Below are 16,074 nucleotides of genomic sequence, written 5' to 3'. Positions count from 1 at the left end.
ATGTCCTTTCATATGCCATCTAAAACCCATTGGGTTAGAATGCGCTTCTTTTCTGCCCCCGATCCTTGAGGACCGCCATGTTCAGCCGTGATTTGACTATTGCCAAGTACGACGCCGATCTCTTTGCCGCCATGGAGCAAGAAGCTCAGCGCCAGGAAGAGCACATTGAGCTGATCGCTTCGGAAAACTACACCAGCCCCGCCGTGATGGAGGCTCAAGGTTCGGTTCTGACCAACAAGTACGCCGAAGGCTACCCGGGCAAGCGCTACTACGGCGGTTGCGAGTTCGTCGACATCGTTGAGCAACTGGCCATCGACCGCGCCAAGGAACTGTTCGGCGCCGATTACGCCAACGTCCAGCCACACGCCGGCTCCCAAGCCAACAGCGCCGTGTACCTGGCCCTGCTGCAAGCGGGCGACACCATCCTGGGCATGAGCCTGGCCCACGGCGGTCACCTGACCCACGGCGCCAGCGTTTCCTCCTCCGGCAAGCTGTACAACGCCGTTCAGTACGGCATCGACGGCAACGGCCTGATCGACTACGACGAAGTCGAGCGCCTTGCCGTTGAGCACAAGCCAAAAATGATCGTGGCCGGTTTCTCTGCCTACTCGCAGATCCTGGATTTCCCACGCTTCCGCGAAATCGCTGACAAGGTCGGCGCCTACCTGTTCGTCGACATGGCCCACGTGGCCGGTCTGGTCGCCGCTGGCGTCTACCCGAACCCGGTTCCGTTCGCTGACGTCGTGACCACCACCACCCACAAGACCCTGCGCGGTCCACGTGGCGGCCTGATCCTGGCCCGCGCCAACGCCGAGATCGAGAAGAAGCTGAACTCCGCCGTATTCCCAGGCGGCCAGGGTGGCCCGCTGGAGCACGTGATCGCCGCCAAAGCGATCTGCTTCAAGGAAGCGCTGCAGCCTGAGTTCAAGACCTACCAGCAGCAAGTGGTGAAAAACGCCAAGGCCATGGCCGGCGTGTTCATCGAGCGTGGTTTTGACGTGGTGTCCGGCGGTACTGAGAACCACCTGTTCCTGCTGTCGCTGATCAAGCAGGACATCTCCGGTAAAGACGCTGACGCCGCTCTGGGCAAAGCCTTCATCACCGTGAACAAGAACTCGGTGCCGAACGACCCACGTTCGCCGTTCGTCACCTCCGGCCTGCGCTTCGGCACCCCGGCTGTGACCACTCGTGGCTTCAAGGAAGCAGAGTGCAAGGAACTGGCTGGCTGGATCTGCGACATCCTGGCTGACCTGAACAACGAAGCAGTGATTGACGCTGTGCGTGAGAAGGTCAAGGCCATCTGCAAGAAGCTGCCGGTATACGGCGCTTGATTGCAGTAGCTTGAACAAAAAGCCCGGCTCAAGAGCCGGGCTTTTTTATGCCTGAAAACGCTGCTTTCTCAATTTGAAATGACATCAAATGTGGGAGCGGGCTTGCTCGCGAAAGCGCCGTGTCAGTTGATGCATGGGCTGACTGATACACCGCTTTCGCGAGCAAGCCCGCTCCCACATTTTGACTGCGTTTCAAGTCAGGATTGGTAAACCCGCGCAAAGCCTTCGCGAATCTTCTCTTCCGGCAACTCGTCAGCAATAAACACAATCACACTTTCCCGCGCTTCGCCTTCGGCCCATTCGGTGTCCCAATCGAACCCGTAGAGCTTCAGCACGCCCTGGAACACCATGCGCCGGTCTTCCCCGGCAATGTTCAGCACGCCTTTGTAGCGCAGCAATTGCTTGCCGTGGTCTTCCAGCAGCTCGTTCATGAACTCGCTGAGTTTGTCGATATCCAGCGGCTGGTCAGTGCGCAGCACCAGGCTGGAAATACGATCGATGGACGGCGCCTGGCTCACCGGGCGCAGGCTCATGCCGGCGTTGAGGTTGAAGCCGCGCACATCCAGCAGTTCGGCGAGGTCGATCTTGCCGTGTTCCACCACACGAATCGGCGCCCGGCGGTTGATACGAGTCAGGCGCTCGCTGAGGGCGTCGAAGGTGGCATCGTCCACCAGGTCGCGCTTGCTCACCAGCAGGCGGTCGGCAAACCCGATCTGCGCCTGGGCGATGGTCTGGGTCAGGTGGTGCTCGGCGTGGGCCGCGTCCACCAGGGTGATGATGCCGTCGAGGATGTAGCGCTCGCGCAGTTCTTCATCGATGAAAAAGGTCTGGGCCACGGGGGCCGGGTCGGCCAGGCCGGTGCACTCGATCACCAGGCGGTCGAACGCGATCTCGCCGCTGTCCAGGCGCTCCAGCAACAGGTACAGGGCCTTGGTCAGGTCAGTGTGGATGGTGCAGCACACACAGCCATTGGACAGGGTCATTACTTGCACCGGCTCGCTGCCCAGCAATTGGGTGTCGATACCGGCGTCGCTGAATTCATTTTCGATCACGGCGATTTTCAAGCCGTGCTCGGCCTTGAGCAGGTGACGCAACAAGGTGGTCTTGCCAGCGCCGAGGAAGCCGCTGAGGACGGTGACGGGGATGGGAGAGGACAAAGAATTCTCCTTGAAGAAACACAAAACAAATGTGGGAGCGGGCTTGCTCGCGAAGGCGGCGTGTCAGTCAGCACATGCATCACTGAAAGACCGCCTTCGCGAGCAAGCCCGCTCCCACAAGGGATCACCGCAGCCCGAACTACCGGGCTAGCAGCACTTGGGCCCACCCTTGCCGCCGTAACGGGCTTCCTGGCGTTCCCGGAAGAACGCCTTGTAGTCCATCATCGGTTTGTCCGGGTGTTTGGTTTGCATATGCTCGACGTAGGTGTCGTAGTCGGGCATGCCGACCATCAGGCGCGCGGCCTGACCGAGGTATTTACCGAGGCGACTGATGTCATTGAACATGATTGCAATCCTCTATCAAGCGTCCGGGATGGCCTGGTATGGCGCTTCTTTATCCGTACGTTCCTTTTTGCCCCAGGCAGCAATGCCAACCTTGAGCGCATAGAACAGGATGCTGAAGACCACGAACAGGAACAGCGCCGTCAGCGTTGCGTTGGTGTAGGCGTTCCAGATCACGTGTTGCATCTGGTCGATGCTCTTGGCCGGTGCGAGGATCTGGCCGCCGGCCAGGGCATCGCTGTATTTCTTGGCCAGCGACAGGAAGCCGATCGCCGGGTTGGCGTCGAACAGCTTGATGAAGCCTGCGGTCACGGTGCAGATCAGCAGCCATACGGCTGGCAGCATGGTCACCCAGATGTAGCGCTGGCGTTTCATTTTGATCAGCACAACGGTGGCGAGCATCAGCGCGATACCGGCCAGCATCTGGTTGGAGATACCGAACAGCGGCCACAAGGTGTTGATGCCGCCCAGTGGGTCGATCACGCCCTGGTACAGCAGGTAACCCCACATCGCCACACAACCTGCGGTAGCGATCAGGTTGGCCGTCCAGGACTCGGTACGCTTGAGCGCCGGCACGAAGGAGCCGAGCAAATCCTGCAGCATGAAGCGACCGGCACGGGTACCGGCGTCGACTGCGGTCAGGATGAACAGCGCTTCGAACAGGATCGCAAAGTGGTACCAGAACGCCATGGTGTTTTCACCCGGCAGGACGCTGTGCAGGATCTGCGCGATACCCACCGCCAGGGTTGGCGCACCGCCGGCACGGGCCAGGATGGTGGACTCACCAATGTCATGGGCCACCGCCTGCAACGCTTCCGGGGTAATTGCAAAACCCCAGCTGCTGACGGTTTGCGCCACAGCCACCACGTCACCGCCGACAATCGCGGCCGGGCTGTTCATGGCGAAGTACACCCCTGGCTCGATCACCGAAGCGGCAACCATCGCCATGATGGCCACGAACGACTCCATCAACATGCCGCCGTAGCCGATGTAACGGGCGTGCCCTTCACTGGCCAGCAACTTTGGCGTGGTGCCCGAGGAGATCAGTGCGTGGAAACCCGAGACCGCGCCACAGGCGATGGTGATGAACAGGAACGGGAACAGGCCGCCCTTCCACACCGGGCCGGTGCCATCGATGAACTGGGTCAGCGCCGGCATTTTCAGGTCGGGCATGGTCACCAGGATGCCAATCGCCAGGGCGATGATGGTGCCGATTTTCAGGAAGGTAGACAGGTAGTCCCGTGGCGCGAGGATCAGCCACACCGGCAACACGGCAGCCACGAAGCCATAACCCACCAGCATCCAGGTGATCTGGATGCCGGTGAAGCTGAAGGCCTTGGCCCACACCGGATCAGCGGCAATCTGCCCGCCCAGCCAGATCGAACCCAGCAACAACAGCACGCCGACAATCGAGATTTCACCGATGCGGCCCGGGCGGATGTAGCGCATGTAAATGCCCATGAACATCGCGATCGGGATGGTTGCCATCACCGTGAAGATGCCCCACGGGCTTTCGGCCAGGGCCTTGACCACGATCAGCGCCAGCACCGCGAGGATGATGATCATGATCAGGAAGCAGCCGAACAGCGCGATGGTCCCGGGCACACGGCCCATTTCTTCGCGGACCATGTCCCCCAGGGAACGGCCGTTGCGACGAGTGGACAGGAACAGGACCATGAAGTCCTGCACCGCCCCGGCCAGCACCACGCCGGCGATCAGCCACAACGTGCCGGGCAGGTAGCCCATCTGCGCCGCCAGTACCGGGCCGACCAAAGGCCCTGCGCCGGCGATTGCCGCGAAGTGGTGACCAAAAAGGATGTGTTTGTTGGTCGGCACATAGTCCAGACCGTCGTTGTTCAGCACAGCGGGGGTAGCCCGCAGTGGATCGAGCTGCATCACATGGTTAGCGATGAACAGACTGTAGTAACGGTAAGCAACCAGATAAATGGCCACTGCTGCGACCACGATCCACAAGGCGTTGATCGCCTCGCCGCGGCGCAAGGCCACTACGCCCAGGGCGCACGCTCCTACGATTGCCAGCAGCAGCCAGGGTAGATGGCGTAGCAGGCTATTATTATTTTTCATTTTTATATTCCAGCCAGGGTGGACAGAAAGACAGCCATCCCGAGTTTAGCGCTACTGGCCTTAAAGGCCACCCCCCTACGTTGGTCTAGAGCCTTGCCGGGGCGAAAAAAGCAGAAAAAACCGCCCCATGATGGCGCACGGCTACAATTCCTTTATCCACAGAGGGTTTCACCATGCGCGAACAGCCTTCAGACCGACGCCGTTTCCGACGCATTGCCTTCGACGCCAGGACCGAGCTCACGCAAGACGGCCATGTCTGGTCGGTGCAATTGGTAGATTTGTCGCTCAAGGGCTTGCTGGTGCAACGGCCGCAAGAATGGCACGGCCATCGCTACGAATCGTTCGATGTGGACATTCATCTCGACGCCGAGACCGACGTGAAGATGCAGGTGCGGCTAACCCACGACGATCATGGGCAGCTCGGCTTTGTGTGCGAACACATCGACCTCGACTCCATCAGCCACCTGCGGCGGATAATCGAGCTGAACCTCGGTGATCAGGCAGAGCTAGAGCGGGAATTCGCCGCCTTGCTGGAGACCTGAACATGTGGGAGCTGGCTTGCCTGCGATGGCGGTGTGTCAGTTTGCATATCAATCAGCTGATACACCGCCATCGCGGGCAAGCCCGGCTCCTACAGGGGTGATGGGTGGCTGGCGACTATTCGAACAGGGCATCCAGCGCCTGCTCCAGGCGCGTCACCCCGATCACTTGCAGCCCCGGTGGCATTTCTTTCGGCGCATTACCCTTGGGCACGATGGCGCGCTTGAAGCCGTGCTTGGCCGCTTCCTTCAGGCGCTCCTGGCCGCTGGGCACCGGGCGCACTTCACCCGACAGGCCCACCTCGCCAAACACCAGCAAGTCATGGGGCAACGGCCGGTTGCGCAGGCTGGACATCACCGCCGCCATCAACGCCAGGTCAGACGCGGTTTCCAGCACCTTGACCCCGCCCACCACGTTGAGGAACACGTCCTGGTCATGGGTGGGAATGCCGCCGTGGCGGTGCAATACCGCCAGCAACATCGCCAGCCGGTTCTGGTCCAGACCCAGGGTGACACGACGCGGGTTGGCCAAGTGGCTGTCGTCCACCAGCGCCTGGACTTCCACCAGCATCGGCCGGGTGCCTTCCCACGTCGCCATCACCACACTGCCTGGGACTTCTTCCTGAGCGCGGGTAAGAAAAATCGCTGACGGGTTGGAGACCTCTTTCAAGCCCCGGTCAGTCATGGCGAACACTCCGAGTTCGTTGACCGCGCCAAACCGGTTCTTCACCGCCCGCAGCAAACGCAACCGCCCATCGGACTCGCCTTCGAAATACAGCACGGTGTCGACCATGTGTTCCAGCACCCGTGGGCCGGCCAATGCGCCTTCTTTCGTCACGTGGCCCACCAGGAAAATCGCCGTGCCGCTCTGTTTCGCATAGCGCACCAGCAGCGCGGCACTTTCCCGCACCTGGGACACGCCACCCGGTGCCGATTGCAGTTGCTCGGTGAAAATCGTCTGGATCGAATCGATCACCATCACCTTGGGCTTTTCCAGGCGCGCGGTGGCGATGATGCTTTCGATGCAGGTTTCGGTCATCACCCGTAGTTGGTCCTGAGGCAAGCCCAGGCGGCGCGCACGCATGGCCACCTGCTGCTGGGATTCTTCGCCGGTGACATACAGCGCCGGCATGCGGCTGGCGATGCTGCACAGGGTTTGCAGCAGGATCGTGGACTTACCGATGCCCGGGTCACCGCCGATCAGCACCACCGAGCCATCCACCAGGCCGCCGCCCAGCACCCGGTCCAGTTCACCGGAAGCGGTGGAGAAACGCGGGATTTCTTCGACGCTGACTTCGGCCAGGGTCTTGATCTGGGTTTGTTGCCCGGTCCAGCCGGAACGGCCACTGGGGGCCACGGCGCCGCCGCTTTCGATCATGGTTTCGGTCAGGGTGTTCCACGCACCGCATTCCGTGCACTGGCCGGCCCACTTGGGAAAGGTCGCGCCGCACTCCGTGCAGCCATACATGCGCTTGGCCTTTGCCATTTGAGAACCTCCAACCGAAAAACCGCGATGATAGCTCAGCGCGGCGCCGGGGTACGGATTTCACCGCTGGCCAAACGTGAAGCGCTGTTACCGATCGGGTCTTCGGCATTCAGATCGGCGCCCTTGGCTTTCAGTTCATCCAGCAGTTCCACGCGTTTGAACAGCCCGGCATACATGGCCGCCGTTTGTCCGGCGCCGTTGCGCTGGTCGGGGTTGCAGTCGGTGGCGAGCAGGCGCTGGGCGATTTTCAGCTCACCCTTGAAGATCGCGCCCATCAAGGCGGTGTTGCCGCGTTTGTCCTGCACGCAGGCATCGGCGCCGGCGGCGAGCAATAGGTCCACGTAGGCACTTTCACCGTGATAGGCGGCGAGAATCAGCGCCGTGTAGCCTTTTTCATCCTGGGTGTTCAGCGAATAGCCGGATTCGATGAAGGTGTTGAGCATGTCCACGTCGCCACGGCGGGCGGCGTCGAAGTAGTAATCCTGCAGTTGTGCCTTAAGCGCGGCCGGGGCAGCTTGTTCGGCCAATACGCTGAACGACAAACACGCAAGGACAGCGCCTATTAAGATTCGCATGGCAAATTCTCAGTGATGTGCCACCTGTAGGAGCCGGCTTGCCGGCGATGGCGTACTTGTGGGCGCTATCGCCGGCAAGCCAGCTCCTACAGGGAGCGTGGGCGGTTAGTCGGTCAGCTTTTCGGCCAGTGCTTTAACGCGGGCCAGGTCGCCCTTGGCCACTTTGGTCACGCCGGTGCCGTACTCCGGATCCGCCTTGTAGAGGAACGACAGGATGATGTGCTTGCTCTCGTCATCGGTGGTGGCCAGGGAGCCGCCGAAGTTGTCGATCAAGTCCTGGCGTTCTTTCTTGTTGAACGAGCGGTACAGGTCGCCGGCCTGCTTGAAGTTCTGCTCACGCTGGATCTTCGCTTGCTGGGTACTGCCCGACAGGGCCGACTGGCTGTACCGCGCGGTTTGCGGCTCTTCCCGTGGCAGCAGGCGGCTTGGCTGGTAGTTCACGCCAGTGGTGGTCTTGCCGAAATTCATCGCGCCGTCCTGGTTACCGTTGTTGACGGTCACCCGGGGTGCGTTGATCGGCAGTTGCAGGGCGTTTGGCCCCAGGCGGTACATTTGCGTATCGGCATAGGAGAACACCCGGCCTTGCAGCAGGCGGTCTTCCGACGGCTCGATGCCCGGCACCAGGTTGGCCGGCGCCATGGCGACTTGCTCGGTTTCCTGGAAGACGTTGGCCGGGTTGCGGTTCAGCACCATCTGCCCGACTTTGCGCTCCGGTACGTCCGGCCAGATCTTGGTGGCATCCAACGGGTCGAAATCAAACTTGGCCAGGTCTTCCGGTTTCAGCACTTGCACATACAGGTCCCACTTGGGGAAGTCGCCCTTATTGATGTGCGTGACCAAATCATTGGTCATATGGCTGTAGTCACGGCCCTGTACTTCAGTCACTTGTTTAGGATCGAGGTTCTTGATGCCTTGCAGGCTCTTCCAGTGGAACTTGACGTAGTGCACTTCGCCCTTGGCGTTAATCAACTTGTAGGCATGTACACCGTTACCGTCCATTTCCCGGTAACTGGCTGGAGTACCGGAGTCCGAGTACAACTCGGTCAACGTACGAGTGGACTCCGGAACATGGGAGAAGAAGTCAAAGCGACGGGAATCATCGTCCAGGTTAGTGCGCGGATCTGGTTTAAAGGCGTGAACCATGTCCGGAAACTTGATCGCATCACGAATAAAGAACGTCGGGAAGTTATTACCGACCAGGTCCCAATTACCTTCGGCGGTGTAGAACTTGGTGGCGAAGCCGCGCGGGTCACGCAGGGTTTCCGGCGAATGGTTGCCGTGAACGACCGCAGAGAAGCGCACAAATACCGGCGTGGCTTCGCCGGCGGCAAACACCTTGGCCTTGGTCAGGTCGCTGAGGTTATCGGTGACGGTGAAAGTACCGTGAGCGCCGGTGCCACGGGCGTGCACAACGCGCTCCGGAATACGCTCGCGATCAAAGCGCTGCAACTTCTGGATCAGTTGCACGTCTTGCAACAGGACCGGGCCATTCGCACCGGCGGTTTGCGAGTTTTGATTGTCACCGACCGCCGCGCCATTATCGCGCGTGAGGTTGGCGGCGTGTACGGACAGCGAAAGAAGACTGGCGCTCACTGCAAACAGCACCTGTCGCGCAGAAATAGGCCCGCGGCTAATAGGGTTTTTCATCGAGGTATCCTCTGGTTTTTTTAGTGCACATTGAGTTGTGCTTGCCAGAGGCTAGTGACCCGCGAGTCAGAAGATAAATAGAAAAGCCGTACCACCCCGATAAAGAAAATAGTGTGGTAACCCACTGAAATAGCGGGTATTCCGCGCGCGATTGGTGGCACTTTGCAAACTATTTGCGATTTAATGTGTCGATAAAAACGGACACTGTTAGCAGTTGTGTCGAGCAAGCCTCGCCACACTGTCTTACACTGGCTTCTACCTCCTCATCTGTAACAAGGAATAACCTATGGGCGTGTTAAGTGAGTTCAAGGCCTTCGCGGTCAAAGGTAATGTGGTCGACATGGCGGTCGGTATTATCATCGGCGCCGCCTTCGGCAAAATTGTTTCATCCTTTGTAGGCGACGTGGTGATGCCACCTATCGGCCTGTTGATCGGGGGTGTCGACTTCGGCGACCTGGCCGTAACGCTTAAAGCCGCCCAGGGCGATGCGCCGGCCGTCGTACTGGCGTACGGCAAGTTCATCCAGAGCGTGATCGACTTTGTGATCGTTGCGTTTGCGATCTTCATGGGCGTGAAGGCCATCAACCGCCTGAAGCGTGAAGAGGCCGTGGCACCTAGCCTGCCGCCGGTCCCGACCAAGGAAGAAGTGCTGCTGGGGGAGATCCGCGATCTGCTCAAGGCACAGAACAGCAAGCCCGAGTAAGCTCGGCAAAAAGTAAAGGCGCCTGCAGGGCGCCTTTGTTTTACCAGTAGTTTTCTACCGCGACCTGCCCCGGACGGCGGGTCAGGCTCAGTTGCATGTCGCGCTGTTTCAGCAACTGACGCGTGTCGTCGATCATCTGCGGGTTACCGCAAATCATCACCCTGGAATGCTCGGGGGTCAGCTCGATGCCTGCGGCGCGCTCCAATTCGCCGTTCTCGATCAGGGTGGTAATCCGCCCATTCAGCGCGCCCGGATGTTGCTCGCGGGTGACAATGGGAATGTAGGTGAGCTTGTGGGCGTATTCTGCCAGGTACTCACGTTCGGCCAGTTCATGGATCAACGACTGGTAAGCCAGCTCCCTTGCTTCGCGGGCACTATAGACGAGGATAATCCGCTCGAATTTCTCCCACACTTCGAAGTCCTGCAGGATCGAGAGAAACGGCGCAATACCGGTCCCGGTGCCCAGCAGCCACAGATCGCGACCATCCACAAACCGGTCCAGGGTCAGAAAGCCCGTGGCCTGGCGTTCTACCAGCAGGGTATCGCCTTCCCGCAGGCGGCTCAGCTCACTGGTGAACTCACCGCCCGGCACCACGATGGAAAAGAAGTCCAGGTATTCATCAAAGGGCGAGGACACCACCGAATAAGCACGCCACACAATGCCGCCATCGGCCTTGGTCACCCCAAGACGCACGAATTGTCCGGCGCGAAAACGAAAACCAGGGTCTCGGGTAGTGCGCAGGGTAAACAGGCTGGGAGTCAGCGATTTCACGTCGAGCAGGGTCTGGCGGGTGTATTTTTCAGCACTGGCCGTCATGGGAAACTCCATTTGCAGAGGCCCCTAGTGTCCCCCAAAGCGCCGCCTGGAAACACCGATGGTTTGTGCTGGCATTGCCGCTGCCCATTGTGGCAACCGCTGGGCGGTACTAAATATTTGGCTATTAGTCGCCTTCCAACAAGCCATTAGATGAGGGAGTGCAACTAAATATTAACAAGGCGCATTTAGAGCAAGTTCTTAAAACTAATGGAAAAAAATCTTATCGAACGCCTGAAACCTGTACACCGTAGCCAGGTTGTACAAATGTTATTGGCCTAACGCCCGCTTGAACATAACCAAATTTTTATTTCGAGCTGTAGCCGTTGTCCTACACTATTTTTTCACGTTGTAACCGGGGGCCTTGGAAGTACCCCATGTAAAAACCGTTCGCATGGAGAGTTACCGATGGTCAACTGGCACAACACTCGCCTGCCCAAACTCGAAGGGGAAAGCGAAATAACCAGTATGTACGAAGCTGCCCTCAACCTTACCTACGAGCTTGGCTTCCAATACTGCGCATTCACCCTTAGTTCCCATCTACCCAACAACCAAACGAAAACTATCAACCTCAACAACTATTCCAATGAATGGAATACGCTGTACAGACAAGAGCACTACTTTGATCTCGACCCTGTGGTTGCGCATTGCAAACGCTCGGTTCTACCGATCGTATGGGACGAGAAAACCTTTTCTTCGGTACCGGACTTATGGGCCCATGCCCAGTCCAACGGACTGAATTTCGGATGGACCCAATCGGTTCATGACTTCCAGGGTGTTTTCAGCATGTTGAGCCTGGGGCGTGCCACCGGCCCAGTGGGCCCTGAAGAACTCTATGAAAAAGCCGGGCAAGTGCTCTGGATTTGCCACGCCATGCACGCGGTGGTGGCCAAAAAATACGCAGACAATCCCAGCCCGCAAGCGCCCAGCAAATTGACCCCGCGGGAAACCGAAATCCTGCAATGGTCGGCCTTGGGCAAGACCGCCTCGGACATCGCCACCATCCTGTGCCTGTCCGAACGCACGGTCGGCTTCCATATCAGCAGTGCGATGAAGAAACTGGGGGTCAGTAACAAGATTGCCGCAGTGATCACGGCAGTCAAATGCGGGTTGTTTTAAACACCGCATGTAATCCAGGGGAAAAAAACGTAACATTTGCGGCCAGTTCCGGGTGATGACGCGAGCCCCTGATGCGCCTCGCGTCGCCGCTCACCCCGATGGTTCGCTTACCCAGAGTCTCACCCGCCATGCCCCTGCTCGACAGCCCCTTCGCCCAACTCGACCTGATCCGTCAGCCAGAACAGCACAACGACCCGCTGCAAGCGTTTGATGCAGCCGATGAGTATTTGCTCAGCTACCTGGCGGAACAACAGCTGACGACGGCGACCCGCGTCCTGGTGCTCAACGACAGTTTCGGCGCGCTGGCGGCCAGCCTCGAAGGGCATGTGCGGGTCACCTCCAGTGGTGACTCGTTCCTCGGCGCCCTGGGCCTGGAGAAAAACCTGGCGCGCAACGGCAAGGCTTTCGACGCGGTAACGCTCCTGCCCGCCAGCCAGACACCTGCCGGGCCGTTCGACCGCGTACTGATCCGCGTGCCGAAAACCCTGGCCCTGCTCGAAGAACAATTGATTCGCCTGCAAGGTCAACTGGCACCCGGCGCCGAAGTGATTGCCGGGGCGATGGTCAAGCACCTGCCACGGGCTGCCGGCGAACTGCTGGAGCGCTACATCGGCCCGATGCACGCCTCACTGGCGGTAAAAAAGGCCCGACTGCTGATCGCCACCCTGGCCGATCGGCCACACGCCGTATCGCCCTACCCTACGCGCTACAGCCTGGAAACCCCGGCCATCGAACTGCTCAACCACGCCAACGTGTTCTGCCGCGAAGGCCTGGACATCGGCACCCGGGCCTTCCTGCCGCACCTGCCACAAAACCTGGGCGGCGCCCGCGTAGCCGACCTGGGTTGCGGTAATGGCGTCCTGGCGATTGCCAGCGCGCTGCAAAACCCCGAGGCGCAGTACACGCTGGTCGACGAGTCTTATATGGCGGTGCAATCGGCGGCCGAGAACTGGCGCGCGGCACTGGGTGAGCGCGACGTGCTGATTCGCCCCGGCGACGGCCTGGCCGATCAGGAAGCGCAGTCACTGGATGTGGTGCTGTGCAACCCGCCGTTCCACCAGCAGCAAGTGGTGGGAGACTTCCTCGCCTGGCGCATGTTCCAGCAGGCGCGGGAAGCGCTGGTAGTGGGCGGCGCCCTGTATATCGTCGGCAACCGTCACTTGGGTTATCACACCAAGTTGGCGCGGTTGTTCCGTGGCGTCGAGCAAGTGGCGACCACGCCGAAGTTCGTGGTCCTCAAGGCGCGCAAATAAAAAAGCCCTCCATGAAGGAGGGCAATAGTTACAACGGGATGTCAGTGGGTGGTCAGGCCCGCGGCATTCATGAACATGCGCATCAGGCTGGCCACTACGAACAGGGCCAGGACGCTGCCGGTCCAGATCATCGCCAGCCAGCCCAGGCGCTGCCAGAGCGGCTTTTTCTCGGCCTGTTCGATGTCGTGCAACGAAGGTTTGCCGGACATGAGTCAATCCTCCTAGTGATAACCGTCTTCGTGGGTGACCTTGCCGCGGAACACGTAGTAGCTCCAGAAGGTGTAGCCCAGGATGAACGGAATGATGAACAAGGTGCCCACCAGCATGAAGCCCTGGCTTTGCGGCGGTGCGGCGGCGTCCCAGATCGAAACTGACGGCGGGATGATGTTCGGCCACAGGCTGATCCCCAATCCACTGTAGCCAAGGAAGATCAGCACCAGTGTCAGCAGGAACGGCGTGTAGTGCGCATTGCGGGCCACGGCGCGAATCAGGCCGTACATGGTCACCAGCACCAGGATCGGCACCGGCAGGAACCAGAACAGGTTCGGCAGGGTGAACCAGCGCGAGGCGATTTCCGGGTGGGCCAGCGGCGTCCAGAGGCTGACGATACCGATCACCGCCAGCACCACGAAGGCCAGGGGCCGGGCCAGGTTGTGCATCTTCTCCTGCAAGCTGCCTTCGGTCTTCATGATCAGCCAGGTGCAGCCCAGCAGCGCATACGCCACGATCAGGGCCACGCCGCAGAACATCGTGAACGGCGTCAGCCAGTCCAGGGAGCCACCGGCAAACTGCCGGTCGACCACCGGGATGCCATCAATGAACGCCCCCAGCGCCACGCCCTGGAAGAACGTCGCTGCCAGCGAGCCGCCGATGAAGGCCTTGTCCCACAAGTGACGCTTGTCGTCCTTGGCCTTGAAGCGGAATTCAAACGCCACGCCACGAAAGATCAGCCCGATCAGCATCAGCATCAGTGGCAGGTACAGCGCCGAGAGCACCACCGAATAGGCCAGCGGGAACGCGCCAAACAACGCCGCGCCGCCGAGTACCAGCCAGGTTTCGTTGCCGTCCCACACGGGGGCGACGGTGTTCATCATCACGTCACGGTCGGTCTTGCCCGGGATGAAAGGGAAGAGAATGCCGATCCCCAGGTCAAAGCCGTCCATGACCACGTACATCATGATGCCGAAGATGATGATCACGGCCCAGATCAGCGGAAGATCAATACCCATGGCTCAGTTCCCCTTGTTCAAGGTGTCGCCGTGATCGGCATCGGCACTGTCATCAGCCGCCGACAACGGACGCGCCGGTGTGCGTTTCTGCCCAGGGCCACCGTGGGTGGGCTCGGTGCTTTCGTGGGTCACAGGCCCTTTGCGCACCAGGCGCATCATGTAGCCCAGGCCCGCGCCAAACAGCGCGAAGTACACCACCACAAACAACACCAACGTAATGCTCATCTGCGCAAAACTGTGGTTGGACGAGGCGTCTGCCGTGCGCATCAGCCCGTAGACCACCCACGGCTGACGGCCGATCTCGGTGGTGAACCAGCCGGCGAGAATCGCGATCAGGCCGGACGGGCCCATCCACAGCGCCAGGTACAGGAACGGCTTGGACGTGTACATCTTGTCGCCACGGCGCAGCCAGAGGCTGAACAGGCCGGTGAAGATCATCAGGAAGCCCAGGCCCACCATGACCCGGAACGACCAAAACACGATGGTCGAATTCGGACGATCCTCAGGCGGGAACTCCTTGAGGGCCGGCACCTGCTTGTCCAGGGAGTGGGTCAGGATCAGGCTGCCCAGGTATGGGATTTCCACCGCGAACTTGGTTTTTTCAGCCTTCATGTCCGGCCAGCCGAACAGGATCAGCGGCGTGGGCTCGTTGCCGATATTTTCCCAGTGGCCTTCAATCGCGGCGATCTTCGCCGGTTGATGCTTGAGGGTATTCAGGCCGTGGAAGTCACCGATGACCGCCTGGATCGGCGCAACGATCAGCGCCATCCACATTGCCATCGACAGCATGGTGCGGATCGCCGGGTTGTCCTTGCCGCGCAGCAAGTGCCAGGCTGCCGAAGAACCGACGAAGAACGCGGTCGCGACGAAGGCTGCCGTGGCCATGTGCATCAGGCGGTAGGGGAACGACGGGTTGAAAATCACGGCCAGCCAGTCGGTAGGAATCACCCGGCCATCAATGATTTCAAAGCCTTGTGGTGTCTGCATCCAGCTGTTGGAGGCGAGAATCCAGAAGGTCGAGATCAGCGTGCCGACGGCTACCATCACCGTGGCAAAGAAGTGCAGCTTGCGCCCGACCTTGTTCCAGCCGAACAGCATGACCCCAAGGAAGCCGGCTTCGAGGAAGAACGCCGTGAGCACCTCATAAGTCAGCAACGGCCCGGTGACGGCACCGGCGAAGTCCGAGAAGCGGCTCCAGTTGGTGCCGAACTGGTAGGCCATGACTAGGCCGGAGACCACGCCCATGCCGAAGTTGACGGCAAAGATCTTCGACCAGAAATGGTAGAGGTCACGGTAGGTGTCGTTGTGGGTCTTGAGCCACAGGCCTTCCAGCACCGCAAGGTAACTGGCCAGGCCGATGGTGATGGCCGGGAACAGGATATGGAATGAGATGGTGAACGCGAATTGAATTCGGGCGAGATCTAGCGCCTCCAAACCGAACATAAGTCTTCCTCTGTCAGGTAATACCGAATGCTGGCTGGAGGCCTGCACCCACTGCCCCCACGGATATGGAGTGTGGCGAATTCAAATTCGTTTCTTTTTATAACCAACCACGCAGGGATTCTGGCCTTGCGGCCGCCAGAGCAATCCCGGCGAAGGTTTTGATCTGGATCAAGCATTGCTGAAAGAGTAGTCCCATTTTCGCGAGAGCAAGGCGTGGTCTTTTGCCGCGTGACAGGTTGCCTCAGTGGTCACTGGGTGTTGTCTTTGGTGAGATTGGGCGTGTTTTGGGTGTATATCCGTTATTTGGGTGATGGCTGGTATTGGTTCCGCTCTTACAGTGGCTCACTTTTG

At 59.7% G+C, this 16,074-nt stretch carries 15 protein-coding genes; 5 read left to right on the top strand and 10 right to left on the bottom strand.

The window, feature by feature from the left end:
• Window positions 1–77: 77 nt before the first annotated feature.
• Window positions 78–1,331, top strand: coding sequence for a serine hydroxymethyltransferase (gene glyA / locus HX786_RS23360; protein WP_008432824.1), 1,254 nt, complete (start codon window positions 78–80; stop codon window positions 1,329–1,331).
• 197 nt (window positions 1,332–1,528) lie between these two features.
• Here glyA and yjiA read toward each other — a convergent pair whose 3' ends face one another.
• The 3 genes from yjiA to HX786_RS23345 all read right to left on the bottom strand — a co-directional run bounded on the left by yjiA (window position 1,529) and on the right by HX786_RS23345 (window position 4,915).
• Window positions 1,529–2,488 (bottom strand): GTPase, encoded by a 960-nt coding sequence (gene yjiA, locus HX786_RS23355; protein ID WP_003215828.1) that lies wholly within the window; start codon window positions 2,486–2,488, stop codon window positions 1,529–1,531.
• Between the two features lie 147 nt (window positions 2,489–2,635).
• Complete coding sequence (locus HX786_RS23350) at window positions 2,636–2,833, bottom strand: YbdD/YjiX family protein (protein WP_003176208.1); 198 nt, start codon at window positions 2,831–2,833, stop codon at window positions 2,636–2,638.
• Window positions 2,834–2,848: 15 nt separating this feature from the next.
• The gene (locus HX786_RS23345; RefSeq protein ID WP_003215826.1) at window positions 2,849–4,915 is read right to left on the bottom strand and encodes a carbon starvation CstA family protein; all 2,067 of its coding nucleotides are present in this window, start codon (window positions 4,913–4,915) and stop codon (window positions 2,849–2,851) included.
• A 173-nt stretch (window positions 4,916–5,088) separates the two neighbouring features.
• Here HX786_RS23345 and HX786_RS23340 point away from each other — a divergent pair, with 173 nt between their 5' ends.
• A complete protein-coding gene (locus tag HX786_RS23340; protein WP_178912652.1) occupies window positions 5,089–5,457 on the top strand; it encodes a PilZ domain-containing protein in 369 nt (122 codons plus the stop codon).
• 115 nt (window positions 5,458–5,572) lie between these two features.
• Here HX786_RS23340 and radA read toward each other — a convergent pair whose 3' ends face one another.
• The 3 genes from radA to katB form a co-directional block, all read right to left on the bottom strand.
• Window positions 5,573–6,940 carry a DNA repair protein RadA gene (radA, locus tag HX786_RS23335; protein ID WP_003215821.1) on the bottom strand — a complete coding sequence of 456 codons (1,368 nt, stop codon included), beginning with the start codon at window positions 6,938–6,940 and terminating at the stop codon, window positions 5,573–5,575.
• A gap of 35 nt (window positions 6,941–6,975) precedes the next feature.
• Complete coding sequence (locus HX786_RS23330; RefSeq protein ID WP_178912651.1) at window positions 6,976–7,515, bottom strand: ankyrin repeat domain-containing protein; 540 nt, start codon at window positions 7,513–7,515, stop codon at window positions 6,976–6,978.
• Between the two features lie 105 nt (window positions 7,516–7,620).
• Window positions 7,621–9,162, bottom strand: a complete 1,542-nt coding sequence (gene katB / locus HX786_RS23325; protein WP_003215817.1) for a catalase KatB — start codon at window positions 9,160–9,162, stop codon at window positions 7,621–7,623.
• A 286-nt stretch (window positions 9,163–9,448) separates the two neighbouring features.
• Between katB and mscL the strand changes: the two genes are divergently transcribed.
• A complete protein-coding gene (gene mscL / locus HX786_RS23320; protein WP_003215816.1) occupies window positions 9,449–9,865 on the top strand; it encodes a large-conductance mechanosensitive channel protein MscL in 417 nt (138 codons plus the stop codon).
• A gap of 40 nt (window positions 9,866–9,905) precedes the next feature.
• Here the strand turns inward: mscL and HX786_RS23315 are convergent, their stop codons facing one another.
• On the bottom strand, window positions 9,906–10,682 hold the full coding sequence (locus HX786_RS23315; RefSeq protein ID WP_177027821.1) for a ferredoxin--NADP reductase: 777 nt from the start codon (window positions 10,680–10,682) through the stop codon (window positions 9,906–9,908).
• 405 nt (window positions 10,683–11,087) lie between these two features.
• On the opposite strand from HX786_RS23315, the gene HX786_RS23310 reads away from it, so the two are divergent.
• Complete coding sequence (locus HX786_RS23310) at window positions 11,088–11,798, top strand: LuxR family transcriptional regulator (RefSeq protein ID WP_003215813.1); 711 nt, start codon at window positions 11,088–11,090, stop codon at window positions 11,796–11,798.
• Window positions 11,799–11,926: 128 nt separating this feature from the next.
• The gene (locus HX786_RS23305; RefSeq protein ID WP_178912650.1) at window positions 11,927–13,051 is read left to right on the top strand and encodes a methyltransferase; all 1,125 of its coding nucleotides are present in this window, start codon (window positions 11,927–11,929) and stop codon (window positions 13,049–13,051) included.
• Between the two features lie 41 nt (window positions 13,052–13,092).
• On the opposite strand, the gene HX786_RS23300 is transcribed toward HX786_RS23305, so the two are convergent.
• Genes HX786_RS23300 through HX786_RS23290 form a run of 3 tightly spaced genes read right to left on the bottom strand, consistent with a single transcriptional unit; the run spans window position 13,093 to window position 15,723 of the window.
• A complete protein-coding gene (locus HX786_RS23300) occupies window positions 13,093–13,260 on the bottom strand; it encodes a DUF2474 domain-containing protein (RefSeq protein WP_003215809.1) in 168 nt (55 codons plus the stop codon).
• 12 nt (window positions 13,261–13,272) lie between these two features.
• The gene (cydB, locus tag HX786_RS23295) at window positions 13,273–14,280 is read right to left on the bottom strand and encodes a cytochrome d ubiquinol oxidase subunit II (protein ID WP_008432810.1); all 1,008 of its coding nucleotides are present in this window, start codon (window positions 14,278–14,280) and stop codon (window positions 13,273–13,275) included.
• A gap of 3 nt (window positions 14,281–14,283) precedes the next feature.
• The gene (locus tag HX786_RS23290) at window positions 14,284–15,723 is read right to left on the bottom strand and encodes a cytochrome ubiquinol oxidase subunit I (protein ID WP_008432808.1); all 1,440 of its coding nucleotides are present in this window, start codon (window positions 15,721–15,723) and stop codon (window positions 14,284–14,286) included.
• Window positions 15,724–16,074 lie beyond the last annotated feature (351 nt).

The organism is Pseudomonas sp. 21615526 (assembly GCF_013386245.1).
Lineage (GTDB): Bacteria > Pseudomonadota > Gammaproteobacteria > Pseudomonadales > Pseudomonadaceae > Aquipseudomonas.
The sequence above is the reverse complement of the archived record's forward strand: the minus strand, read 5'-3'. Positions and strand labels throughout refer to the sequence as shown.